Source organism: Stackebrandtia nassauensis DSM 44728 (genome assembly GCF_000024545.1).
GTDB classification, from domain to species: domain Bacteria; phylum Actinomycetota; class Actinomycetes; order Mycobacteriales; family Micromonosporaceae; genus Stackebrandtia; species Stackebrandtia nassauensis.
Genome location: NC_013947.1, coordinates 6,523,958 through 6,547,652 on the forward strand (window position 1 = coordinate 6,523,958; position 23,695 = coordinate 6,547,652).

The following is a 23,695-nucleotide window of genomic DNA, read 5'->3' on the forward strand; positions in this document are numbered from 1 at the left end:
GGAGGGCCGCGATGAGAATCGAGGGCCTGGAACTGCACCGGGTCACCCTGGAACTGATCACCCCGTTCGACTCCGCCTACGGCCGCGAGACCCATCGCGAACTCGTGTTGCTGCGGCTCGTCACCTCCGAGGGCGAGGGTTGGGGCGAGTGCGTCGCCGACACCACGCCCTGGTTCAGCAGCGAATACCACGACGGCGCGATCGACATGATCGCCAACCACTTCCTGCCCGCGCTGTGTGCCGCCCCGCTGCCGAGCGCGCACGCCGTCGCGCCCCGGCTGGCCCGGTTCAAGGGCAACTACATGGCCAAGGCCGCCATCGAGATGGCCGTGCTGGACACGGAGCTGCGGGCCCTGGGCATGCCGCTGGGCCGATACCTCGGGGCAGTCCACGAGACGGTGCCCGCCGGAGTCTCGGTCGGCATGGCCGACACAGTGGACGAACTCGTGGACGACGTGGCCGGATACCTGGAGCAGGGCTACCACCGCATCAAGCTCAAGATCAAACCCGGCTGGGACGTGGCCCCGGTGCGGGCGGCGCGGGAGCGCTTCGGCGACGAGCTGGAGTTGCAGGTCGACGGCAACACCTCCTACCGGCTGTCCGACGCCGAGCACCTGGCCAGACTGGACGATTTCGGGCTCCGGCTGATCGAGCAGCCGCTGCCCGACGAGGACCTGCTGGGGCACGCGCGACTGGCGAAACGGCTGCGCACCCCGATCTGCCTCGACGAGTCCATCGTGTCCGCGAAGTCGGCGGCCGACGCCATCACGCTGGGCGCCGCGTCCATAGTGAACATCAAGCCGGGTCGGGTCGGCGGGTACCTGGAAGCCCGCCGGGTGCACGACATGTGCGCCGCCCACGGTGTTCCGGTGTGGTGCGGCGGCATGCTGGAGACCGGCATCGGCCAGTCCGCGAACATCGCGCTGGCGGCGCTGCCGAACTTCACCCTCCCCGGCGACACCTCCGCCTCCGACCGGTACTTCACCCGCGACCTCGTCGACGTGCGGCTGGAGCCGGGCGGCATGGTACGGGTGCCGACCGGCCCGGGCATTGGCGTCATCCCCGACCCGGACGCCCTGACCGACCTGACCACCTGGCGAAAGTGGATCGACGCGCCGTCACGCTGACGGCCCGCCTCAGCGAAGGTGGACGGTCAGGTCGGTCAGGCCGTTGAGCAGCAGACCCGGGTGGCGGCTGGGCTCGGTGTCGGGATCGGCCAGCCGGATGTCCCCGAACCGGTCCAGCAGCGTACGGATCGCGATCCGGCCCTCCAGCCGGGCCAGCGGCGCGCCCAGGCAGTGGTGGATGCCGTGCCCGAACGTCAGGTGCGGCGTGGGCGGCCGGGACACGTCGAAGGTGTCGGGGTTCGGGAACCGGCCAGGATCACGGTTCGCGGCCAGCAGGGCGGTCACGATGACCTCGCCGGCCGGGATCGTGACGTCGCCGACGCGCACCGGAGCGGCGGTGAACGAGGGGATGCCGATCTGCACCGGACCGTCGAACCGCAGCGACTCCTCGATCGCGGCCGGGATCCTTTCGGGGTCGGCGCGCAGCGCCGTCAGCTGCCCGGGGTGGCTGAGCAGGGCGTACATGGTGTTGGCGATCAGGTTGACGGTCGTCTCGTGCCCGGCGACGAGCAACAGCGCCACCGTGGAGGTGAGTTCGTCGTCCGACAGCCGGTCGCCGCCGTCGCGCACGTTGACCAGATCGGTCAACAGGTCGTCGGCGGGGTTGGCGCGCTTGTCGTCGATGAGTCTGCGGACGTAGTCGATCAGCGACGTCGTGGCGTCCAGATAGACCTCGGGGGTGTGGATCGGGCCGTAGACAACGATCGAGGACCAGCGCCGGAAGTCGTCGCGGTCCGGCACCGGCACACCGATGAGCTCCGCGATGACGGTGATCGGCAGCGGGTAGCCGAACCCGCTGATCACATCGACGGCCGAACCGTCCGCCGACTGGGTCGCCAGGTCGTCGGCGAGGGATTCGGCGATCTGGGTGATGCGCGGTTCCAGCGTCTCGATGCGGCGTCGGGTGAAGGCCGCCGACACCAGCCGACGCAGCCGGGTGTGGTGGGGCGGGTTCGCCGACAGCATGTGCGAGTTCATCGCCGCCGACACCGCTTCCGGGACGTGGTCGCGGTGCGGCACCTGGTCGGCCGTCTTGACGACGTCGGGGTTGGACATGACTTCCCGGATCTCCGCGTACCCGGTGACGTGCCAGACCGTCACGCCGGTGAACAGCGTGATCCGTTGCACGGGACCGGTTTTGGCGAGTTCCGCGAAGGCCGCGTGCCGGGCCGAACCCGTGGTTTCGGTGTAGGGGGAGGGTTTCGAGTCCACGCTCATGTCGCAACCATACACAACTTCTACAAGCTGTAGAGGTTCTCCGGCTTCGGCGAGGGCAGTGCCACCGCCGTCACAGCCCGAACAGTTTCTCCAGGTAGACCGCGACACCGTCGTCGTCGTTGGACGCGGTGAGCTCGTCGGCCGCCGCCTTGACGTGGTCGTGCGCGTTGGCCACCGCGATGCTGCGGCCCGCCCAGGCGAACATGGACAGGTCGTTCTCGGCGTCACCGAAGGCGATGGTGTCCGAGGCCGCGATGCCGAGGCGTTTGGCCACAAGGGAAAGACCGTAGTCCTTGTTGATGCCCGGCGGACAGATCTCGACGTTGCCGACGCCCGCGTCGGTCAGCGAGGCCAGCTCGGCGGGCACCAGTTCGCGGGCGGTGCGCAACAGCCGCGGCGCCTCGACGGTGTCGCTGCGGATGAACGCCTTGACGACGTGTCCGCTCAGCGCGTCGGCGCGGGACATCTCGCGCATCGGTACCGGCCACGGCCAGTCCTCGATCAGGTCCCCGACCAGCGTGGACTCGTGGGTGGGGTCGTTCTCGACGACGACCTTGACCGGCCCCACCTCGCGTTCGACGATGGCCACGGCCCTGGCGACGTCGGCGCCGGGGATGTAGGTCTCGTGCAGTGCCTCGACGTCGTCGACGCCGCTGACCTGGTAGACGAAGCCGCCCTGCGCCAGGACCAGAAAGTCGGCGCTGGGCAGGTCGCGGTGGCACAGCTGCCGTAGCCGGGGACCGCGACCGGTGATGCCGACGATGGTGACGCCCAACGAGGACAGTTCCTTGAGGACCTTGTTGGTGCGTCCCGAGACCGTCCAGTCGCTGCGCACCAGGGTGCCGTCGAAGTCGGTGGCGATCAGGCGTGGCTTCACCCGAACCACCGCCGCAGCACGTGCGCGACGCCGTCGTCGGTGACGCTGGGGGCGACCTCGTCGGCGGCGGCCTTGATGACGTCGTGGGCCTGACCCAGGGCCACCGAGTGCCCGGCCCAGGCGAACATGGGCAGGTCGTTGGCGGCGTCACCGAACACGATCGTGTCGGCCGCCGTCACGCCGTAGTGCTCGGCGATGACGGCCAGTCCGGTGGCCTTGGTGACCCCGGCGGGTCCGACGTCGATCCAGCCGTTGTAGCCGGGTTCCACCTGGTAGAGCGCCGGGTCGAGCCCGACGGTCGCGGCGAGTCGGTCCGCCTCGGGACAGGGCGCGGCCATGTGCCGGTACGGCACCCACGACAGTCGCGCCACCAGCCGTACCGCGGGTTCGGCGCTCAACGTCTCCCGGTCGACGACCTCGGCCCATTTGGACTCGAAGTCCCGGTTGAAGTTCGAGGTGTGGTACCACCCGGCCTCGTCGCGTTCGACGGCGAAGGCCACCTTGGGTTCGGCCTCGGTGAACCGGCGCACCGCCTCGACCGTGTCGAGCGGGGTCCGGCCAACGATCCGCCCGGCGTCGAGGTCGTAGGTGATGGCCCCGTGCGTGGTGGACACCAGCCCGTCGGCGAGGTCGAGAGCCGCGATGGTGGGCAGCGCGTCCCAGATGGCGCGCCCGGTCGCCACCGCGACCGGAACACCGGCGGCGCGCACGTCGGCCAGCGCCTTGACGACGGTGGGGGACGGTGCGAGTCGATGGTTCCCGTAACCGACGACAGTGCCGTCGAGATCGACGACCACGAGTTTCGGTGTCATTGAACGACAGTACTCGGCGTGACGGTTCGCGCGCCGTACCTCGTGTCCGATTTCACGAGACGGGCTCGAGGACCTCGCGGCCCAGGAACGGCCGCAGCGCCTCGGGCACGCGCACCGAACCGTCGGGCTGCTGGTGGTTCTCCAGGATCGCCACGATCCAGCGGGTGGTGGCCAGCGTGCCGTTGAGGGTCGCGGCGGTCTGCGGCTTGCCGTTCTCGTCGCGGTAGCGGGTACCGAGCCGCCGCGCCTGGAAGGTGCCGCAGTTCGATGTGGATGTCAGCTCGCGGTAGCGTTCCTGGCTCGGGATCCAGGCCTCGCAGTCGAACTTGCGGGCCGCCGAGGAACCCAGGTCGCCACCGGCGGTGTCGATGACCCGGTAGGGCACCTCGATCTTGGCCAGCATCCGCTCCTCGAAGCCCAGCAACCGCTCGTGTTCGGCGGCGGCCTCCTCGGGACGGCAGTACGAGAACATCTCGATCTTGTCGAACTGGTGCACCCGGATGATGCCCCGGGTGTCCTTGCCGTAGCTGCCGGCCTCCTTGCGGAAGCACGACGACCAGGCGGCGTAGCGCTTCGGCTGTTCCAGGTCGAGGATCTCCTTGGCGTGGTACGAGGCCAGCGGCACCTCCGAGGTGCCGACCAGGTACAGCTCCTCGTCCTCGAGGTAGTAGACCTCCGAGGCGTGGGCGCCCAGGAAACCGGTGCCCTCCATGGCTTCGGGCCGCACCATGACCGGCGGGATCATCGGCGTGAAGCCGGTCTCGACGGCCTGCTGGAGCGCCAGGTTGAGCAGCGCCTGCTGTAGCAGCGCGCCCATGCCGACCAGGTAGTAGAACCGCGAGCCCGAGGTCTTGGCGCCGCGTTCCATGTCGATGGCGCCCAGGATCTCGCCCAGCTCCAGGTGGTCGCGGCAGGTCTCGGGGACCTTGCGCTCCCCCACCTCGCGCAGCACGACGAAGTCGTCCTCGCCGCCGGCGGGCACGCCCTCCTCGACGATGTTGGGCACCGCCAGCTGCGCGGCCCGCAGCGTCTCGGCGGCGGCGTTCACCGCGGCCTCGGCGGTCTTGACCTCGCCCGACAGCTCCTTGGTGCGGACGAGCAGCTCCTGCTTCTCGTCCCCGGAGGCGCGCGACACCCGCTTGCCCAGCTGCTTCTGCTCGGCGCGCAGCGTCTCGAAGCGGGCCAGGGCCTCGCGGTTCGCGGTGTCGGCGGCGATGAGATCGTCCACGACCTGCTCGGACTCGCCGCGCACCTGCTGGCTGCGGCGGATCAGGTCGGGGTTCTCTCGCACGGTTCGCAGGTCAATCACGAGCACAGACATTACCGGTCGCGGTATCGCCGTCGCATCTCATATTGTCGTTGCGTGACGGTTGAGATGTCGGAAGAGCGTTTCGAGGAACTGGTGTCGGACGCGCTCGATCTGGTGCCTCCCGCCCTTATGGACAATCTCGACAACGTGGTGGTGTTGGTCGAGGCCGAGCCGCCGGGTGACGACAAACACCTTCTTGGCCTGTACGAGGGCTATGCGCTACCCGATCGCGGGTGGGACTATGGCGGGGTGCTGCCCGACAAGATAACGATCTTCCGCGGCCCGCTGTTGCGGATGTGCCAGACCGAGGAAGAGGTCGTCGACGAGGTGACCATCACCGTCGTCCACGAGATCGCCCACCACTTCGGCATCGACGACGCCCGGCTCCACGAACTGGGCTGGGGCTGACCGCGATGATGTCGACGGCCCAACTGCTCGCGTTCACCGCCATGGCCTTCGTGGTCATCGTCGTGCCCGGTCCCAGCGTGCTGTTCATCGTCGGCAAGGCGCTGGCGCACGGACGCAGGTACGCGATGGCGTCGCTGGCCGGCAACACGCTCGGCGCGTTCGTGCTGGTTCTGCTGGTCGCCTTCGGCGTCGGCACCGTCGTCGAGAAGTCCATTGTGGCTCTGATGGTGCTGAAGCTCGCGGGTGCGGCCTACCTGATCTTCCTGGGCGTCAAGGCGTGGCGGGCTCGCGGCGCGACGACCTCCTTCGACTCCGGCGGTCGGCAACGCGGCGCGTTCCGCACCAGTGTGGACGGTTTTGTGGTCGGCGTGACCAACCCGAAGACGCTGGTGTTCTTCACCGCCGCCCTGCCGCAGTTCGTGGATCCCCACAGCGGCTGGGTGCCGCTGCAGATGCTGCTGCTCGGCCTGATCTTCCTGGGCATCGCGGCGATCAGCGACGCCACCTGGGGCATGGCCGCCGCGGCGGCCCGCAACTGGTTCGGCCGCTCGCCGCGCCGGATGCGCACCGTCGGCGGCGCGGGCGGAATCTCGATGATCACGCTGGGCGTGACGCTGGCGGTCACCGGCAACAGCAAATAGCCGGGCTAGGCCGCCTGGCAGCTGGGGCACCAGAACAGGTTGCGGCCCTGGTGTTTGGCGATGGCCACCGCGGTTCCGCACACCAGGCACGGTTTGCCGTCACGCCGGTAGACATAGACCTCGCCGCCGTGCCGGTCGACTCGCGGTTCGCGGCCCATGGCCTCGGGCAGGTGCTCGGCGCGGACGGTGTCGATGCGGCCCAGCTTGACGCCCTCTCGCATCAGCTCGACCAGGTCGGCCCACACCGCGTCCCATTCGGCTTCGGTCATCGCCGTCCCGGGACGCATCGGGTCGATGCCGTGCCTAAACAGCACCTCGGCCCGGTAGATGTTGCCGACGCCCGACACGATCGCCTGGTCCATCAGCAGGGTCCCGATATCGCGTTTGGAGCGGGAGATCAGCCGCCACGCCGCGTCCGGGTCGGCGTCGGCGCGCAGCGGGTCGGGCCCGATCCGGTCGTGCACGGCCTGTTTCTCGTCCGGACCGATGAGCTCGCACACGGCCGGGCCGCGCAGGTCGCTGTAGGCGCGCTCGCCCTCCAGCCGCAGCCGCACCGCGCCCTCGACCGCCGGAGCGGGCGGTTCGCCGAAGGCGACCTTGCCGTAGATGCCCAGGTGGATCCGGATCCACTGCTGACCTTCGAACTCCAGGAACAGCTGTTTGCCGTGGGCCTCGGTGCCGGTCATCGACAGGCCGTCGAGCCGCTTGGCGGAGTCGGCGAATCGTCCCTGCGGACTCGACACGGCCAGCGGGCCGCCGGTGAACGCGGTGGCGTAACGGTCCGCCAGGCGGTGGATGACGTGTCCTTCGGGCATGGCGGGGACGATACCGATTACGGCCGGTGCAACCATTCCAGGGCTTCGGACGGCGCCAGGTCGGCGACGCGGTCGTGGTAGCGCGCCAGTTCGGCGTCGGTGAGCACCTCACGGCCGGTGCCGGATCTGCCCTGCCGGAAGAACGCGGCGGCGTCCTTGAAGACGCCACTGCGGTCCGGGGCCAGTTTCTTGTTGTTGCTCTTCATCTGTTCGAAGGTCGCGGCCTCCACCAGGCGCGGCCAGGTACGTTCGTCCACTTCGAAGCCGAGCCGCTCGGCGAGGCCGCGCATCTGTCCGTCCAGGTCGGACTTCAGATCGGCGTAGTGCAGCAGTGTGATGTTGGGCTGGTCGCGACGCTCCCAGGCGTCGCGCAGGTGGTGCATGGCGCCGGGAAGCGAATCGGTGGCCTCACGGGGATCGACGTCGCGGTCGATCCATTCGAGCAGCCAGTCGCGCAGCGGCGGGCGGGGCGGCTCGGGTTCGGCGGGTTCGGGCAGGCCGATGAGTTCGCGCACCCGATCCCGGTCGAGGTTGTTGCCGTGGTGGTACAGGGAGACCGCCATGTCCAGCGGGTGCCGGAACACCACGAGGTAATGCGCGCGCGGGTCGACGGGGACACCGTCCAAAGGGGTGTGTGTCTTGATGAAACGACGGTGGGTCTGGGCTTCCAGGGCCGCGATCACGGCCTCGCGGGGTTCCACGAGATGGTCCAGCCAGGGCGAGAGCTCGGGCAGCGGCCGGGGCGGTTCGGGGGTGCCGAAGATCAGCAACGCGCAGATCATCTGGGTCCAGGTGGTGCCGCTCTTGGAGCGGGTGCTGATGACGATGTCGCCGTCGCGGAACCGGAAGCCGGTCCAGCGGGCGCTGTCCTCGTCGTAGGCGGTGTAGCGGTGGAAGGTCGGGGACATCCGCAGAGACTACGACGGGGCGGCCGGGGCGGCTCGCGAATTTCCGTCACCCATTGGACATTTAAATTTGTGAATCTTTTTCTCGTTTTGTCTTGCCCCCACTTATTACTTCTCGGTAACGTACGTGTTGCCCCATTCGACCGTTTGATCCCTTGCGGGACATGCATTCGAGTAAAGGAACGCCCCCATGAGAACCCTCGGCAAACTGATCGGACTGTCGGCTTTCGCCATGACGCTGGCGATACCGGCGGCGGCGCAGGCAGCCGCCGCCAACCTCGTCGACGGCACCGTCGCCACCAGCGGCACCAACTGCAGCTGGACGAACGCGGCCACCAGCGACAATCCCCCCAACACGCTCACCATCGACCAGGCCAGCGTCTCGGTCACCTGCGACGACGGCACCCCGATCACCCTCAACAACTCTCCACAGGTGACGTTCGACGACGGCGCGGGCACCGCGACCGTCGACAAGCTCAACATCACCGGCACCAAGTCGGGGATCAGCTGCACCTACGAGGCCACCGGAGTACAGTTCGCCCGCACCGGCGACACCCGGGACTACACCGGTGGCCCCATCTCGGCGGGTAAGACCGACGGCAGCATCCTGTGCCCCGGAACGATGACGCTCGACAGCGCGGCGGTGTCGTTCCACTGATCCCGAACCGGCGTGCGGGGCTCCGTTGTGGAGTCCCGCACGTTTCGGTTGCCGGGGCCTAGCCGATGGGCGCCCGGCGTTCCAGGTAGTCGCTCAGCTTCGTGGCACTGTGGAGCATGGCCAGCCCCCGCGCGGTGAGCCGTCGCCGCCAGTCGGCCAGCGACGCGGCCAACGTACCGGTACCGCCGACGGTCCGGATCTGTTCGACAACCGTGGCTATGTGCTCCAACGGATAGCCGCCGCGCCGAAGCAGGTGAGCCAGTTCCGCGTCGCGAATGTCCTTGGAGCCGTAGACGCGGTAACCAGTGGCTCGGTTTCGTTCCGGGACAAGGATTCCCGCCTCCTCCCAGTTCCGCAGCGTCGCCGGAGTGACCCGCAGCCGATGAGCCAGGTCGCCGATGGTCCAGGGCAAGCTCTCCGGCGATGGACCAGGAACGGTGTGGCCGTCGGCGGCAGTGCGAGCTTCCGCGTCGTCCATCAGATTGCCAATGGCGTTCTCCACGGCGGCAAGGGTTTCGCGGTCGCGCAGCAGCTGCTGGTGGCCACGGTCGATGACCAGCAGGGCATGATCGACGTCGTCGTCGTGGACGTCGGTCATGATCTGGCCCGCCGCCTCGTGCCCGTAAGCGGGGATGAGCGCCAGGTACGCGCGCAGCGCCGCCGCGTGCGCCTCGGTGTAGATCCGGTACCCGGACGCGGTGCGCTCGGCGCTGGGCAGGTAGCCGTCTCGCTCGTAGTTGCGGACGGCTTGGGTCGAGATGCCGTGTTCGGCGGCTAGATCGGTCGGCCTCATGTGTATCACCGGTTTGAGACTTTACACCCCGCTCTCGCGCTCGGATTCGCGAAAGTCTCAACCGTCTTTTCAACGATACGCTTTAATCTCATGACCAAACAGATTCAAGAGTTCATCAACCCGTCAACCGAGCTGCTGGGCCTTGGCGAAGCCTCGCACGCGGTCCCCGCCTTCGGCCGGATCCGCAACGAGCTGTTCGCCCAACTGGTCGACAACGGCTTCCGCTCCTTCGCGCTGGAGTCCGATCGCGTGGCAGGTCAGCTCGTCAACGACTACGTCCTCGGCCGAGAAGGCACTCTGGACGATGCCATGAGCCGGGGCTTCTCACACGGCTTCGGGACCCAGCCCGCCAACCGGGACCTGGTCGCCTGGATGCGCGAGTACAACGACGGCCGTCCCTCCGAAGAGCAACTGACCTTCCACGGTTTCGACGTCCCATTCGAGACCGTCAACGTTCCCAGTCCGCGAACCCACCTCGAGCACGCCCGCGACTTTCTGGGGCTCGACGTCGACATCGCCGCGCTCGCCGGAGCCGACGAGCGTTGGGACAGTACGGAAGCGGTCATGGTCGCCAGCAAGTCCCCCGGCCTGTCGGTCGAGGCGCAACAGCTGCGGGTGATCGCCGAGGACATGCTCACCACGCTGTACACGCAGGCTCCGAGTCTGATCGCGGCGACGTCACGGGATCGCTGGCACCGGGTCCGGATCCACGTCACCGCCGCTCTTCAACTGCTGCAATACCACCGACTGGCCGCCGACCCCATTGAGGACAATCCCCGCTGGAATCGCATGTGCGCCACCCGGGACGCGTTCATGGCCCAGAACCTGCTGGACATCCGCCAGGCCGAGGGCGATCGTGGGCCGACGCTGGTCTACGCGTCCAACCTGCACCTGAAGCGCGGCCTAAGCACTATGGACATGGGCCCGATGACGATGGAGTGGTTCGGAGCCGGGGCGATCATGGCCCCGCTGCTGGGCGAACGGTACACGGTCATCGCGAGCAGCCTGGGCCGCAGCGACGGCATCGAACTGGCCGAGCCGGAGGCCGCCACCTACGAGGCGCAGTTGCAGAACCGGGTCCCCGACTGGGATCTCGTACCGGCCGCTGTGGTCACCGCCGCGAACGTCCGCACCGACCCGACCCCGCGACAGGGCTATTTCCCGCTGGACGAGCCGACCATCGACGGCGTCGACGCGATCTGGCACGTCAACGACGGCGGCGAGACACGGTGGCAATGGCCCTCGTGAACCGCTGGCTCGTGCAGGCCGTCGTGCCCCGGCTTAAGTCCCGCAGGCCCGCCTTGCGATCGGCTTCGGCGAGCTTGGCCAGGTAGTCGTTGTACTGCTCGTGCGGGTCGTCCTCGGGGTGGCCGGTCTCGGTGGCGCGGTCGGCGGCGCGGTCCAGCCGCTTCGCCAGTCGCTCCTCGCTACGGGACCACTGCCACACCAGGGCGCCCAGCACGATCAGGCTCGGCGGTTCGCCGAAGGCCCAGGCGATGCCGCCGCCGGTGTGCTGGTCGTCGATGAGGCTGCCGCCCCAGTCGCGGCCCAGCGCCTCGTACCAGCCGGACGCGATGACCTCACTGGACTGCATGATGGTCAGCCCGAAGATGGTGTGGAACACCACGGCCACGAAGAAGATCAGCACCTTGACCGGGTACGGCACCTTGCGGGGCGCCGGATCGGGGCCGATGACGAGCCAGTAGAACAGGCCACCGGCCGCCAGGAAGTGGAACAGCATGTACAGGTGACCGGCGTGGGAGCGCATCGCCCAGTCGAACAGGCCGGTGAAGTACATCATGTAGAGGCTGAAGGCGTACAGTCCCAAGGCGATCAGCGGATGCGAGACGAAGTGGACGAACTTCGAGTGCAGGACCAGCAGCAGCCATTCGCGGGGGCCGCGTTCCTCGCTGGGCTTGAAGGCCCGCAGCGCCAGGGTGATCGGGGCGGCCAGCACCAGCAGGATCGGCACCAGCATGTTGAGCGTCATGTGCTGGACCATGTGGACACTGAACAGCACCATGCCGTACTTGCCCATGCCCGAGGAGGTGACGAACACGGCCAGCGCCCACCCGGCCGTCCACAGTAGCGTCCGGGAGATGGGCCAGGAGTCGCCCCGGCGGCGCAGCCGGATCACCCCGGCCAGGTACAGGCCGACGGCGGTGGCGGCCACGGTGCAGATGATCAGTTCCGGATACCAGTCCAGCAGGATGCCGCGCGCCGAGATCGGGCCCGGCATCGGGAAACCCAGCAGCGACTGCGCGGCGGTCTCGTCAACCGTCGGCTGCGGCGGCGAGGGGGTGCGGGCCAGCGCGGCGGCCAGGCCGAAGGTCGCGGCCATGACGACGAGTTCGACGGCGGCGAAGCGCCGGAACAGCTTCGGCCGTTCGTCCAGTTTGGGCAGTGTGACGCGTCGGTGCCACAGCCCGAAGCCGCCCAGGACGATCAGCGCGGCCGACTTGGCGATCACCTCGCGGCCGTAGGAGGTGCCGAACAGGTCGGCCCAGGAGTGGATGCGGGTCCAGGAGTTGAGGACCCCGGACAGGCCCACGGCGCAGAACGCGACCAGCGCCAGCCCCGAGTAGCGGCGGGCGACCCGGCTGCCGAGCTTGCGGGCCAACAGCAGCGCCAGCAGCCCGCCCGCCCAGGCCACGGCGCCCAGCACGTGGAAGATCATCGAGTCGACGGCGAGCTGGTGGTTGCCCGAGGCGGTGGCGTGGCCGGTGAACACCGTCGGCAGCGCGGCGGCGGCGCCGAAGACCGTGGCGACCGCGGCGCCGGTCACCGTCAGCGTGTTGAGCGCGATCACGGCCGCGACCAGGGCCAGCAGCGCCGACAGCGCGTAGGCGAAGCCGTTCTCGGTGCCCGCGACGTAGCTCCACAGCGCTTCGGGGGTCACCCACGACAGCGACTGCGCGGTGGTGTCGGCGAGGTTGGCGGGCGCCTGGGCGAAGGCGACGACGGCCCAGCCGATCCCGGTCCAGCCCGCGACCCGCAGCCACCGGTACGCCTGCGGCCGGATCTTGCCGTCCTGCCCGTCGGCGAAGAACGCGGCGGCGATGAGGCAGCCCACCACGACGGCGGCCAGTACGTCCGCGCCCAGCTTCAGCGACGGGACCAGCCAGGTCACGACGGCGTCGCGGGCGGGCAGGCCGGGCACCGACTCGGTGATGACGCCGCCGCCGACGCGCAGCACCCACACCGCGACCGCCACGCCGGCCACGGCGGCGGGAAGCAGCACGAGGGTTCGCCGGGTGGTGCTCTCGGGGTGTCGCCTTGTCACGCACCGATCCTCTACGACGCGTCGACGACGACGGAACCGGGGGCGGGGTTTGTGGCGCGCGGCCGTATCCCGTGGTCGGCCCCCCGGCGCCGCCACAGCCGTTACCATTCGAACATGGCCGAAGAATCTGCTGGCCTGAGCCGAGATTCCTTGCCACCCAAGAGCCTTAGGGTGGGGCTGACGCTCGTGACGATAGGCGTCTGGCTGGCCGCGCTGGATCTGGTCGTCGCCACGGTCGTCACGGTGCGGCTGCTGACCCACAACTTCGACGGATCGAAACTCAGCGAGTTCTCGGCGTTCGCCGGGGCGCGGATCGTCGTCTATCTGCTGGCCATCCCCGCCACGGTGATGCTGGTGCGCAAGATCCGGCTGCGGGACAACGGCGCCCGGATCGCCCTGATCGTGCTGCTGTGCGCCTACGCCGTCGGCGACGTGCCGAACTTCCTGGTCTCGGGGGCCGAGCTGCTGGGCGCCGCGCTGGGCGGCAGGCCGGGACGGCCGCTGGAGCTGTGGGTCAACTACGCCGCCCTGGGGTCGATGCTGCTCGACGTGGTGCTGCTGTTGCTGGCGTTGACCAGCGTGGTGCTGCTGTCGGTGGGCCGACGCTGGACGCATCCCGCCGTCCCGCCACCGCCGTAGCGTCCGCCCCGCCGGTGCCGGGGGCGATGTCGCACCGTCGTGTCACAGTCGGCGGGACAGTTCACGAAAGAGGATCCCGATATGGCCGAGATACAACTGCGCGACACGGTTGCCGACGACCTGGAGACCCTGTTCGAGTACGAGCAGGACCCCGAAGCCGGACAGCTGGCGAACTTCCGGCCCCGGCCGCACGACAGGTTCATGACGCACTGGAACACCAAGATCCTCGGCAACGACGAGGTCGTCTCGCGCACCGTCCTGGTCGACGGCGAGATCGCGGGCAACATCGGCTGCTGGGACGTCGACGGCGAACGCTTCATCGGCTACTGGTTCGGGCGCAAGTTCTGGGGTCGCGGCATCGGCACCCAGGCGGTGCGCGCGTTCGTCGACGAGGTGCCGTGGCGGCCGCTGTTCGCGGACCCCTCGGTTCACAACGTCGGATCGGTGCGACTGCTGGAGAAGTGCGGGTTCAAGCCCGACGGATCGACCATGGAGTCCAGTGTGTTCGGTGATGGCGAGGTCGAGCATGTCATGCTCAAACTAGACTGACAGCTTTTGTCGTCCGGTGCGGGAAAGGACACGACAGTGAGCGAGGTCCGACTGCGGGACTGTGTGGCCGCCGATCTGGAAACCTTCTACGCCAACGAGACCGACGCCGACGCCGCGCGGCGGGTGAACTTCCCGCCCCGCACCCGGGAGGCGTTCCTGGCGCACTGGAACGACCGGATCCTCGCCGATCCCGGGGTCGTGAAACGCACCGTCGTCGTCGACGCCCGGGTCGCGGGCAACATCGTGTGCTGGGACGCCGAGGGCGAGCGCGAGGTCGGTTACTGGTTCGGCCGCGAGTTCTGGGGCCGGGGCATCGGCACCGCCGCGGTGCGGGCCTTCGTCGACGGGGTGCCTTGGCGTCCGTTGTACGCCAAGGCTGCGGCCGCCAACATCGCATCGGTGCGGCTGCTGGAGAAGTGCGGTTTCGCGTTCGACTCCGCCTTCGCCGCCCCCAACGCCTACGGGGACGGCGAGGTGGAGCACGTCAAGACCCGACTGGACTGACGCCTCAGCCCCGGTCGGTCTCGATGACGCAGAACCGGTTGCCGTCCGGGTCGGCCAGGACCACGAAGTCGGGGTCGGACGGGTAGGAGTCCCAGTCGACCCGACTGGCGCCCAGGGCGATCAGCCGCTCGACCTCGGCGTCCTGATCCTCCGCGTCGCCCGCGTACAGGTCGAGGTGCACCCGGGGCTTGTCCTGCGCCGGGGTGTCGGACAGTCCGAGCGACAGCGCCGCGCCCAGCCCCTCGGCCGGGACCAGGACGGCCCAGGTGTCGTCGAAGTCGTCGTCACGGGGTACGTAGTCGAGGGCCTTGGTCCAGAAGTCAACGGCGCGTTTGACATCCGAGACACCAAGAACTGTTGATCCGATTCGCAGCATGCGCCGATGTTCTCACCGCGGTGCGACAAATCCGGGGAAGCCGGGCCTCAGCACTCGATGACGTTGACGGCCAGGCCGCCGCGCGCTGTCTCCTTGTACTTCACCTTCATGTCGGCGCCGGTGTCGCGCATCGTCTTGATGACCTTGTCGAGGCTGACGGTGTGGCTGCCGTCGCCGCGCAGCGCCAGCCGGGCGGCGGTGATGGCCTTGATCGAGGCGACCGCGTTGCGCTCGATGCACGGGATCTGGACCAGCCCGCCGACGGGATCGCAGGTGAGGCCGAGGTTGTGCTCCATGGCGATCTCGGCGGCGTTCTCGACCTGCTCGGGGGTCCCGCCCAGCACCTCGGTGAGACCGGCGGCGGCCATCGAGCAGGCCGAACCGACCTCGCCCTGACAGCCGACCTCGGCACCCGAGATGGAGGCGTTCTCCTTGAACAGCACCCCGATCGCGGCCGCGGTGAGCAGGAACCGGGTCACGCCCTCGTCGTTGGCGCCGGGCACGAACCGCCAGTAGTAGTGCAGCACGGCGGGCACGATCCCGGCCGCGCCGTTGGTGGGGGCGGTGACGACGCGTCCGCCGGCGGCGTTCTCCTCGTTGACGGCCAGGGCGAACAGTGTCACCCAGTCCATGATCCGCAGCGGGTCGGTGGCGAAGTGCTCGCCCGACAGCGTCTGGTACATCTCGTGGGCGCGGCGCGGCACCTTCAGCCCACCCGGCAGCTTGCCCTCGGTGTGGCAGCCGGTGTGGACGCAGTCGCGCATGACCTGCCAGATGCGCAGCAGCCCGTCGCGGACCTCGGTCTCGTCCCGGCGCGCGCGCTCGTTGGCGAGCATGACCTGGCTGATGGGCAGTCCGGTGTCCTTGGCGATCTCCAGCAACTGGGCGCCGGTCGTGAACGGGTGCGGCACCGGGGTGTCGTCGACCTTGATGGGCGGAGCGTCGGCCCCGCCGGAGTCGTTGACGACGAACCCGCCGCCGACCGAGTAGTAGGTGCGGGTGACGATCTCGGCGCCCTCGGCGTCGCGGGCGGTGAAGGTCATCCCGTTGGGGTGGAACGGGAGACTGCGCCGCCGGTGCAGGATGAGGTCGCGGTCCGCGTCGAAGCCGACCCCGTGCACGGCCAGCAGGTTCAGCCGTCCGGTCTCGCGAATCGCGGCGACCCGGTCGGCGACGGTGGTGGTGTCGACGGTCTCGGGGTCCTCGCCCTCCAGGCCCAGCAGCACGGCGGGCCCGCTGCCGTGGCCGTGCCCGGTGGCGCCCAGCGAACCGAACAGCTCGGCCTTGACCCGGGCGACCTCGGCGAGACGGCCGTCGGCCTTGAGGGCGGCGGCGAAGCGATGCGCGGCCCGCATCGGGCCCACGGTGTGTGAGCTTGACGGCCCGATGCCGATCGTGAACAGGTCGAAGGCGCTGATCATCTGTGTGTGCTGCTCCTCGCGAGGCGCGCCCGGCACGGCGTTGTACCGAGTGACGTCGGCAAGGGTAGCTCCCAAGATCGTTCGTGCCCTCGATTTGACCTGCGCTGCCGCCCGCGCCGAGGGCAAGGACACAGTCGGGTTATCCAGTGAATGGGACGCCCCGTCCCACGAATCGCGCCAAGTGGCACGTTCTCGCGATGTCGGTGCGTACCCGCGTCGATACTTTTGCGGCCTCAGGGGAACGAACCAACGAGGAATGTGAGACCAATGGAGCCGAAGAAGCCGAGTAAGGGACTCGCCGTCGCCGCGATGGTGATCGGGGCGTTCATGTGTCTGATCGCGCTGTGGCAGTTCACCAAGGTCGTCAACGCGGCGAGCTATCTGATGGGGATCGGTTCGCCGGTCACCGTGACGGTGACCGGGTCGAGCAGCGGCGACGAGCCGATGGGACAGGGCTACTACGAAAGCGACGGTGACCGCGTCGACGTCTGGTTGGCCGAGACCGATGACCGGGAGCTCGTCAACACGCTGCTGCCGGTCATCCCGAACAGCTTCGTCGGCGAGATAGTCCACAACGACAAAGGCACCGCGTCCTCGGATCTGCTCGGCCTCATCAGCATCGCGTTCTTCGGAACCGTGGGCCCGCTCGCGGTTCGTGGCGCGTGGCGCAACCTCAAGGGGAAGCCACCCGCGTCGCTGCCCTTCAAACCCAAGCGCGCCAATGCGTCCCGCTAGTCTCCGGGGTACTTCGCCGTCCAGGCTCGACTGCCGAGGGCAAGCGTATGGCCCTCACGCAAGGCCAGAGCCAGGTCGTCGGCCAGTTCGGTGATGACCGCCCGATGCTCGACGAGGATCAGCCACTCCCCCGGCAGCGATTCGTATCCGTACGCGGCTCCCAGCAGGTTGCCGCAGATCGCGCCGGTGGAGTCGCTGTCCCCGGAATGGTTGACCGACAACAACAACGCGTTCTGCACCGGGGAGCGTCCGGCGTAGGTCCCGAACCCGGAACCGCGCACCGGCGACTCCGGCAGCTCGACGAGAGCACAGTAGACGGCGATCGCGAGCGCCTCCTCCGCGATCCAGCCACCGCCCAGGGTCTCGACCTTTTCCCCGCTCGGGTCACCGACCCCGGCCAACGCGACCGCGTTGCCGAGCGCGGTGGTCGTCTCCTCATGCGACGGATACGCGCGCGTCAGCTCCGTCGCCTCGGCGACGGCCTCCCGCACGCTCGCCCCGAGCGTCAGCTGGTGCACCATCGCCGCGAACGCCCCCGCCGCGAGGTAGCCCGTCGGATGCCCGTGTGTATACAGTGCACAGCGAGCCGCCAGCTCGAAGGCCTCTCGCGCCGACCTGGCCGCCAAGCCGAACGGCGCGGCCCGCATGACCGACCCGCACCCCTTCGACTTCGCGTTGATCGGTCCCGGGGCTCCCCACTGGTCGAACTTCTCGATCCCGTCCCCCGCGTGCCGAAGCCCGCTCAGACAAGCGTTTCCCGGCGCCCGCAAGTGGTACAGCCACTGCTGCTCCCGCAGCCACCCGTTCGCGTGCGCCCCCGCGACCGCCGTCCCCTCGCTCTGGGTGTCGAGCCACCGCTGGTACGCCGAGCGCACCACGGCCTCCACACTTCCGGTCCCCTGGCCGTTGATCCGCGTCATGGCCCGGATCAGCCCCTCGATCCCGAACAGCGTCATCTGTGTGTCGTCGGTGATCAGCGCGGCCCCGTCGACGCACTCCAGCTCCACCAGCCCGTCCGGCCCGTACAGCTGCCGAATCCGATCCAGGGCGTAGAACTCGATCGGATTGCCGAGTGCGTCCCCGATCGCCCCGCCCAGCACACATCCCCGGATCCGGCTGCCCACAGCGGTGAAGTCCTCAACGGCTCGCGTCATCCCGAAACCCTATCCACAGATTTCGTCACCGACCTGCCACAGCGAAACAACCTTGATGCGGTCCGTATCCGTCACTAGATTAGAAGTCTGGATCACATTTACGGGAGTCGATATGGCCACTCTGGCCTCTCCGAAGTATCTGTCCGGTGAACAATTTCAACGGCTCAACAGATTGCTCGCGAACTACATCTGGGGGGCGGCGATCCGCGCCGTCCTCGTCCTCGCCTTTCTCGGCTGCGCGGCGCTGGTCGTGACGGCGGATTCCACCCTCATCGTGTTCCTGGCGATCGGCATCGGCGCGGCCACCCTGCCGTGTCAGGTCTGGGTCCACCACGTCAAACGGCGACTGCGATACCGCATCAGCAAACCCTTCTCGTTCTCCACCGCCCTGCCCTGGCGACGCGGCAGACGCACCATCGTCGTCATCGACTGGGCGGCGATCACCTGGAAGGACGGCACCGCCAACTGGAAACAGATCACCCGCCTGGAACACCGCCCGGCCCCCAACGGGGGCGTCAAACTCATGGTCGTCATCCGCGACACCGACGGCTCGCAACGCTTCAAGACCTTCACGGTTCCCGACGCCCGCAACTTCGACGCCCGCCGGCTGGGCCGCATGGTCAAGGACTACGCGGGCCCCGACACCTGGCTGATCGGCGTCCGAAACGGCGCCTAGCCGAAACGATGGTGCCCGCGACCCGGCGGCGCGGGTCACGGGCACTGTGGATGGACATGGGGGTTACGACCAGGCGCCCGCCTCGGCGGCGCGTTTGGCCCAGGTCGCGAAGTCGATCGGGTCGCGGCCCAGTACCTGGCGGACGTGGTCGGTCGTGTCGGCGATCGCGCCGGTGCGCATGAACTCGTACATCGCGTTGAGGAACGCGACCACCTCGTCCGGCAGTCCGGCCTGACTGAGTTCGGCGGCGTGTTCGGCGGGGTCGGCCGCGTGGTAGACGACGGGTTTGCCGGTGGCCTCGGCGATGGCGGCCATCGCCTCGCCCTGGGTCAGGGACTGCGGGCCGGTCAGTTCGTAGACCTTTCCGGCGTGGCCGTCCGTGGTGAGGGTCACCGCCGCGACCTCGGCGATGTCCTCCGCGTCGATCAGGGGTTCACGGGTGTCGCCCAGGGGCAGCGAATGCCGACCGGCCTTGACGGCGTCCGCGTAGTCGCCCTCGGTGAAGTTCTGGTTGAAGTTGTTGGCCTGCAGGACGGTCCACTCGACACCGGATTCGCGCACCGATTTCTCGGTGCGGGCCATCGACGTCTGGGACTCGGGGTCGAGTTTCTGGATCCGGCGGCCCGACAGGGTCACGATGCGACGCACACCCGAATTGACCAGGCTGGCGACGAATTCCTTGTCGGCGAACGGGATGTCCGGCGGCGCGATGTACGCCGCCGTCACGCCTTCGAGCGCTTCGGCCCAGGTCAAGGGGTCGTGCAGGTCGAGTCGGGGGGTCGTCGAGCGGGAGCCGACACGAACGTTGTGGCCCTTGGCCTTCAGCTGTTCCACCACGTGCTTGCCGGTCTTGCCGGTGCCGCCCACTACCAGGATGAGTTCGTTGTTGTTTGACATGACACCAGTTAAGCGCCGCCAGAGCAGACGAACAATGCGCGAGAAGCTGCCGAACATATGCGATCGTCTACTCTTGTCGGCATGGACCCCCTCAGTGATCTCCTGCGCGACGTCCGGGCCGACGGCGCCATCTTCAGCCAGGCGGTGCTGTCACCGCCGTTCTCGTTGCGGTTCATGGACGACGTGCCGCTCACGATGGTGACGCTGCTGCGCGGCAGCGGCTGGATCGTCACGGCCGACGGCCGCCGCGATCGCTTGGAGCAGTGGGACACCGCTGTGATCCGCGGCGGGGAGCCGTTCGTGTTCACCGACGACCCGGACGCCGTCGGGGTGGCCGCCCAGGAGATCCACTGCGTCGGGGACTGCGGCATCGACGATCTTGACTGCTACGACGGCATGATGTGGGGCAACGACCCCGACGGCCAGACGGCTTTGGCGGTCGGCGTCTACCGTGCCGAGGGCACCCGGCACCTGCGGCTGCTGGAGGCGCTGCCGCCGGTACTGGTGATCGGCGAGGACGCCGCCGGACGGGCGGTGTTGGAGGAGCTGATGGCCGAGGTGACCGCGAACCGGCCGGGAGGTCAGGCGGTGCTGGATCGGTTGCTGGACTGGGGACTGGTGTGCACCCTGCGCAAGTGGTTCGAGGGCCCCGACTCGGAGCCGCCCGCCTGGTACCAAGCCCACTCCGACCCGGCGGTCGGGCGGGCGTTGCGGGCCATGCACCGGACCCCGTCGGCGAACTGGACCGTCGAGGCGCTCGCCAACGAGGCCAAGGTGTCCCGGGCCTGGCTGGCGAAACGGTTTTCACAGCTCATGGGACAGTCCCCATTGGCCTATCTGACGCAGTGGCGGATGACCCTGGCCGAGGACCTGCTCGCACAACCGAACTCGACGGTGGCCGCGGTGGCCAAACGCGTGGGATACGCGAACGCGTTCGCGTTCAGCGCGGCGTTCAAGCGGCTGTACGGGGTCAGCCCGGCGCAGTATCGTTCCGCCCGGCCCGCCGCTGTCAGTGCGGCGGCATGAGGATCAGCGCCTGGTAGCCGCGGTTGTCGGCGAACTCGAGGGTGTGGAAGTCGAGGACGTCGAAGACCCTGGCGGCCTCGGTCTGGATGTCCTCGTCGGTCAGCAGTGAGAAGAACCGCTTGGGTTCGTGGTGGTCCTCTTCGAAGACGCCTTCGTGGCTATCACCGCCGTATTGTCCCCAGTAGAACAATCCGCCGGGGCGCAGTACCCGTCTGACGCTCTTCAGCACGGCCTTCAGGTTCGCGCGCGGCACGTGCAGCAGACAGTTCATGCCGAACACCGCGTCAAAGGACGCCTCCGGGAAGTCCAGCTCGGCGAAGTCCATGACCTGCGCGTCGAGCCCCTTGGCGCGGCAGCGTTCCACCAGTTCCGGCGACATGTCGACGCAGGTGACGGCAAGCCCGTTGTCGGCGTAGAACCGGCCGCTGACACCGTGCCCGGCACCGATCTCCAACAGCGACGTCGCCTTGTGCGCCCGCAACTCCACCAGGAACCGCTCACGTTCCGGCTGCTTCCACGGCAGGTCGTCCATGGTGTCGCGCTCTTCGGCGCTCGCGTCGTAGGAGCGGCGCAGTTCGGCCTTGATCGATTCGTAGCTCACGTCGTCCAGTATGGCGTGACCGGTCGAACCGACCGGCTCGGTCACAGCACGGGCCGAGCACCTTCGCGGTCATCGGCAAAACGTACTGAGCGCTTTCCGTTACGCGCCTTCGAGTACCCGCTGGACGATCCCGTTGACCTTGTAGTTGAGCCGGTCGATGCGTTCGTCCACTGTCAACGTCGACTCCGGCTGCACTCGGGCGGGGCGTTTCAGGTTGCGGACGTACAGGCAGCAGTCGAGTGTGGAACAGATGTAGGTGCCCACGCTGTCGCCGCGCCGTCCGGAGCTGCCCGCCTTCTTCGCGGTGAACAGGGTGACGCCACCGGCCGAGTGCACGGTCTGGCAGAACTCGCACATGGACGAGCGCATCGCGCCGCTGGTGCTGCGGCGTTCGGCCGCGCGCAGTACCAGGCTCACCGGTTTGTCGTCCGTCACCACCGCCAGGTAGGCCCGCTGCGGCATGCGCGGGTTGCGCCAGGCGAGGAAGTCCAGGTTCTCCCAGTTCACCGCGTTGAGGTCGGGCAGCGCGATGGACGAGGCCTCCCCCTTGGAGCAGTTCGCGAAGCCGGTGCGTAGCTCGGTGTCCGTCAGTGCTTTCACGTGCGCCGATGCTAGGCAGCTCCGGGTCGGGCCGCAACGGTTTTACCGGTGGGTCAGTGACGCAACGCTCGTATCGAGGCCGCGATGGCGTCGTCCTGCGCGATGTAGTCGGTGTTGTCGGCCCACTGGTCGACGGCTCCGGTCAGTGGTAGTCGCTTCAGTTCGGGGTGGCTGATCGAGTCGCGCAGTGCGTTGGCGAACCGGTCGGCGCCCAGGATCTGGAACGGACGGTCGAAGAACTGGCGGCGGGACGGGTCCAGCGCCGGGGTGAGGTCCAGGGCGTTGTGGCGGCGCGCCAGTTCCTCGTAGGCGTCGCACAGGTGGCGTTCGCGCTCCGGATATGTGGCCGCGGACAGGGCCGATCGCAGGCTCGCGTCGAGTTTCGCGGCTTCGGGGACGGAGCGGGCAAAGGCGCTGCCGAGCCACTTGGAGTAGGGCGCGTAGACGCGGGTCTGCAACAGCGCCAGCCGCATCAGTTCGCGGACCTGCCGGGCGGCGACGACCATCGAGCCGAGCTCGTCGCCGACCTGTGCGGTGCGGCCGACGAAGGCTTCTTCCTGCGACAGTTTCATCCACTGGCTGGCCAGCAGGTAGCGCCACACCTGTTCGGGATACCAGGTCAGCCGTCGCCGGATCGGTTCGAGCTGGCCGAGTCCGTCGTGGAACACGGCTCCGGCGGTGGCCTCGGCGAGGTACTGCTGCGGCACGCACAGCCATTCCAGCGCGTCGAGGCGGCGGGTGGCGTCGACGCCGAGTTTGCGGGTGAACCAGGTCGCGCAGTCGGCGATCTCAACGCCGTGCGCGACGGGTCCGTCGGTGTCGGCCAGGACGTCGGAGGCGCCCGGTTCGTCACCGGAGGGCGCGAAGTGCGTCGACCAGCCCCGGATCCGGCGGGGCAGCAGCCGCGACAGGGTCTCGGTCAGTTCGGCGCCGACGGCGGCCGCGTCCGAGGGGGCGAGGAACAGCTGCAACCGGGGTCCCCAGCCGTGGTCGGGTGAGACCGGGGTGTCGAAGCCCTGCACCTCCGAGCCCGCGCCGATCCGGGCGGCGCTGTGGCGCAGGTCCGGGTACCGGCTTTCCAGTATCGGTTTGACACCGTCGACGTACAGGGCCCGGCACAACTCCAACCCGGGCAGGAACTCTCCCTCACCAGCCACGCGAATACTCTGCCCGATGGCCTCGGGTCGCGGCAAGCGGTATCCCTACAGTGCGATCTGGTACAGGATGAAGCCCTTGTTCTCGGCGACCTGGTCGTAGAGTTTGCGGGCGGTGGAGTTGGTCTCGTGAGTGGACCAGTAGACCCGGCTGCATTCGCGGGCCCGCGCCCAGGCGGTGACCTCGTCGATGAGTGCCCGGGCGACGCCCTTGCCGCGCGCTTCCGGTGCGGTGAACAGGTCCTGCAGGTAGCACACGTCGAAGGCCGTGGTGCTCGCGTGGGTGAGGAAGTGGACGATGCCGACCAGTTGACCGTCCAGTTTGGCGCCGAACGCGTGCATTCTGGTGTCGTCCTGGAACGCCTGCCAGGCGCGGTTCATCATCTCGGACGGCAGTGTGCGTTCGTAGAAGGTGTTGTAGCCCGTGAAGAGTTTCTCCCAGGCTTCGCGGTCGTTCTCGGTGAGCTTGCCAATGCTGATCATGTGGGGGCCTTTCGACCCCCACATTCTTAGCAGC

General features: G+C 68.5%; 27 protein-coding genes. 11 read left to right on the plus strand and 16 right to left on the minus strand.

Features of this window, described 5'->3' with window-relative positions; translation table 11 throughout:
- The first annotated feature begins 11 nt into the window (after positions 1-11).
- Positions 12-1,127: an o-succinylbenzoate synthase gene (gene menC, locus SNAS_RS30510; RefSeq protein ID WP_013021360.1), complete on the plus strand. Its 1,116-nt coding sequence runs from the start codon at positions 12-14 to the stop codon at positions 1,125-1,127.
- A gap of 9 nt (positions 1,128-1,136) precedes the next feature.
- Here the strand turns inward: menC and SNAS_RS30515 are convergent, their stop codons facing one another.
- The 4 genes from SNAS_RS30515 to serS all read right to left on the minus strand — a co-directional run bounded on the left by SNAS_RS30515 (position 1,137) and on the right by serS (position 5,343).
- Entirely contained in the window at positions 1,137-2,345 is a 1,209-nt protein-coding gene (locus tag SNAS_RS30515) for a cytochrome P450 family protein (protein ID WP_013021361.1), read from the minus strand.
- A gap of 70 nt (positions 2,346-2,415) precedes the next feature.
- Positions 2,416-3,222, minus strand: coding sequence for an HAD-IIB family hydrolase (locus SNAS_RS30520; protein ID WP_013021362.1), 807 nt, complete (start codon positions 3,220-3,222; stop codon positions 2,416-2,418).
- On the minus strand, positions 3,219-4,034 hold the full coding sequence (locus SNAS_RS33520) for an HAD family hydrolase (RefSeq protein WP_013021363.1): 816 nt from the start codon (positions 4,032-4,034) through the stop codon (positions 3,219-3,221). Before SNAS_RS33520 ends, SNAS_RS30520 begins: the two co-directional genes overlap by 4 nt.
- A gap of 52 nt (positions 4,035-4,086) precedes the next feature.
- A complete protein-coding gene (serS, locus tag SNAS_RS30530) occupies positions 4,087-5,343 on the minus strand; it encodes a serine--tRNA ligase (protein ID WP_041627273.1) in 1,257 nt (418 codons plus the stop codon).
- 66 nt (positions 5,344-5,409) lie between these two features.
- Between serS and SNAS_RS30535 the strand changes: the two genes are divergently transcribed.
- Together SNAS_RS30535 and SNAS_RS30540 are read left to right on the plus strand one after the other, a co-directional pair.
- Complete coding sequence (locus SNAS_RS30535; protein WP_013021365.1) at positions 5,410-5,751, plus strand: metallopeptidase family protein; 342 nt, start codon at positions 5,410-5,412, stop codon at positions 5,749-5,751.
- 5 nt (positions 5,752-5,756) lie between these two features.
- Positions 5,757-6,392, plus strand: coding sequence for a LysE family translocator (locus SNAS_RS30540; RefSeq protein WP_013021366.1), 636 nt, complete (start codon positions 5,757-5,759; stop codon positions 6,390-6,392).
- A gap of 5 nt (positions 6,393-6,397) precedes the next feature.
- Here the strand turns inward: SNAS_RS30540 and SNAS_RS30545 are convergent, their stop codons facing one another.
- Both SNAS_RS30545 and SNAS_RS30550 read right to left on the minus strand, forming a co-directional pair.
- Positions 6,398-7,207 (minus strand): Fpg/Nei family DNA glycosylase, encoded by an 810-nt coding sequence (locus SNAS_RS30545; protein WP_013021367.1) that lies wholly within the window; start codon positions 7,205-7,207, stop codon positions 6,398-6,400.
- 17 nt (positions 7,208-7,224) lie between these two features.
- Complete coding sequence (locus tag SNAS_RS30550; protein WP_013021368.1) at positions 7,225-8,115, minus strand: sulfotransferase domain-containing protein; 891 nt, start codon at positions 8,113-8,115, stop codon at positions 7,225-7,227.
- A 187-nt stretch (positions 8,116-8,302) separates the two neighbouring features.
- Here SNAS_RS30550 and SNAS_RS30555 point away from each other — a divergent pair, with 187 nt between their 5' ends.
- Positions 8,303-8,770 (plus strand): hypothetical protein, encoded by a 468-nt coding sequence (locus SNAS_RS30555; RefSeq protein WP_013021369.1) that lies wholly within the window; start codon positions 8,303-8,305, stop codon positions 8,768-8,770.
- A 58-nt stretch (positions 8,771-8,828) separates the two neighbouring features.
- Here SNAS_RS30555 and SNAS_RS30560 read toward each other — a convergent pair whose 3' ends face one another.
- Positions 8,829-9,563 carry a TioE family transcriptional regulator gene (locus SNAS_RS30560; RefSeq protein WP_013021370.1) on the minus strand — a complete coding sequence of 245 codons (735 nt, stop codon included), beginning with the start codon at positions 9,561-9,563 and terminating at the stop codon, positions 8,829-8,831.
- A gap of 90 nt (positions 9,564-9,653) precedes the next feature.
- Between SNAS_RS30560 and SNAS_RS30565 the strand changes: the two genes are divergently transcribed.
- The gene (locus SNAS_RS30565; protein WP_013021371.1) at positions 9,654-10,811 is read left to right on the plus strand and encodes an erythromycin esterase family protein; all 1,158 of its coding nucleotides are present in this window, start codon (positions 9,654-9,656) and stop codon (positions 10,809-10,811) included.
- On the opposite strand, the gene SNAS_RS30570 is transcribed toward SNAS_RS30565, so the two are convergent.
- Entirely contained in the window at positions 10,771-12,846 is a 2,076-nt protein-coding gene (locus SNAS_RS30570; protein WP_013021372.1) for a bifunctional copper resistance protein CopD/cytochrome c oxidase assembly protein, read from the minus strand. The two genes, SNAS_RS30565 and SNAS_RS30570, sit on opposite strands and share 41 nt — an antisense overlap.
- A 186-nt stretch (positions 12,847-13,032) precedes the next feature.
- On the opposite strand from SNAS_RS30570, the gene SNAS_RS36060 reads away from it, so the two are divergent.
- From SNAS_RS36060 to SNAS_RS30585, 3 genes are all read left to right on the plus strand, one after another.
- The gene (locus SNAS_RS36060) at positions 13,033-13,485 is read left to right on the plus strand and encodes a hypothetical protein (protein ID WP_169313933.1); all 453 of its coding nucleotides are present in this window, start codon (positions 13,033-13,035) and stop codon (positions 13,483-13,485) included.
- An 81-nt stretch (positions 13,486-13,566) separates the two neighbouring features.
- Complete coding sequence (locus SNAS_RS30580; protein ID WP_013021374.1) at positions 13,567-14,034, plus strand: GNAT family N-acetyltransferase; 468 nt, start codon at positions 13,567-13,569, stop codon at positions 14,032-14,034.
- A gap of 36 nt (positions 14,035-14,070) precedes the next feature.
- Positions 14,071-14,538: a GNAT family N-acetyltransferase gene (locus SNAS_RS30585; RefSeq protein WP_013021375.1), complete on the plus strand. Its 468-nt coding sequence runs from the start codon at positions 14,071-14,073 to the stop codon at positions 14,536-14,538.
- Positions 14,539-14,542: 4 nt separating this feature from the next.
- Here SNAS_RS30585 and SNAS_RS30590 read toward each other — a convergent pair whose 3' ends face one another.
- A complete protein-coding gene (locus SNAS_RS30590) occupies positions 14,543-14,914 on the minus strand; it encodes a VOC family protein (protein ID WP_013021376.1) in 372 nt (123 codons plus the stop codon).
- A 47-nt stretch (positions 14,915-14,961) separates the two neighbouring features.
- On the minus strand, positions 14,962-16,335 hold the full coding sequence (locus SNAS_RS30595) for an L-serine ammonia-lyase (protein ID WP_013021377.1): 1,374 nt from the start codon (positions 16,333-16,335) through the stop codon (positions 14,962-14,964).
- Positions 16,336-16,602: 267 nt separating this feature from the next.
- Here SNAS_RS30595 and SNAS_RS30600 point away from each other — a divergent pair, with 267 nt between their 5' ends.
- A complete protein-coding gene (locus SNAS_RS30600) occupies positions 16,603-17,070 on the plus strand; it encodes a hypothetical protein (protein WP_013021378.1) in 468 nt (155 codons plus the stop codon).
- Here the strand turns inward: SNAS_RS30600 and SNAS_RS30605 are convergent.
- Entirely contained in the window at positions 17,067-18,224 is a 1,158-nt protein-coding gene (locus SNAS_RS30605; RefSeq protein ID WP_013021379.1) for an ADP-ribosylglycohydrolase family protein, read from the minus strand. The two genes, SNAS_RS30600 and SNAS_RS30605, sit on opposite strands and share 4 nt — an antisense overlap.
- A gap of 112 nt (positions 18,225-18,336) precedes the next feature.
- On the opposite strand from SNAS_RS30605, the gene SNAS_RS30610 reads away from it, so the two are divergent.
- The gene (locus SNAS_RS30610; protein WP_013021380.1) at positions 18,337-18,900 is read left to right on the plus strand and encodes a hypothetical protein; all 564 of its coding nucleotides are present in this window, start codon (positions 18,337-18,339) and stop codon (positions 18,898-18,900) included.
- Between the two features lie 63 nt (positions 18,901-18,963).
- Here the strand turns inward: SNAS_RS30610 and SNAS_RS30615 are convergent, their stop codons facing one another.
- On the minus strand, positions 18,964-19,797 hold the full coding sequence (locus tag SNAS_RS30615; protein WP_013021381.1) for an NmrA family NAD(P)-binding protein: 834 nt from the start codon (positions 19,795-19,797) through the stop codon (positions 18,964-18,966).
- Positions 19,798-19,878: 81 nt separating this feature from the next.
- Between SNAS_RS30615 and SNAS_RS30620 the strand changes: the two genes are divergently transcribed.
- Complete coding sequence (locus tag SNAS_RS30620; RefSeq protein WP_013021382.1) at positions 19,879-20,823, plus strand: AraC family transcriptional regulator; 945 nt, start codon at positions 19,879-19,881, stop codon at positions 20,821-20,823.
- Here the strand turns inward: SNAS_RS30620 and SNAS_RS30625 are convergent.
- From SNAS_RS30625 to SNAS_RS30640, 4 genes are all read right to left on the minus strand, one after another.
- On the minus strand, positions 20,807-21,424 hold the full coding sequence (locus SNAS_RS30625) for a class I SAM-dependent DNA methyltransferase (protein ID WP_211207279.1): 618 nt from the start codon (positions 21,422-21,424) through the stop codon (positions 20,807-20,809). The genes SNAS_RS30620 and SNAS_RS30625 overlap by 17 nt on opposite strands.
- Positions 21,425-21,523: 99 nt before the next feature.
- Positions 21,524-22,024, minus strand: a complete 501-nt coding sequence (locus tag SNAS_RS30630; RefSeq protein WP_013021384.1) for an FBP domain-containing protein — start codon at positions 22,022-22,024, stop codon at positions 21,524-21,526.
- Between the two features lie 53 nt (positions 22,025-22,077).
- Positions 22,078-23,181 carry a DUF4037 domain-containing protein gene (locus SNAS_RS30635; RefSeq protein WP_013021385.1) on the minus strand — a complete coding sequence of 368 codons (1,104 nt, stop codon included), beginning with the start codon at positions 23,179-23,181 and terminating at the stop codon, positions 22,078-22,080.
- A 45-nt stretch (positions 23,182-23,226) separates the two neighbouring features.
- Positions 23,227-23,661: a GNAT family N-acetyltransferase gene (locus tag SNAS_RS30640; protein ID WP_013021386.1), complete on the minus strand. Its 435-nt coding sequence runs from the start codon at positions 23,659-23,661 to the stop codon at positions 23,227-23,229.
- Between the last annotated feature and the right edge of the window lie 34 nt (positions 23,662-23,695).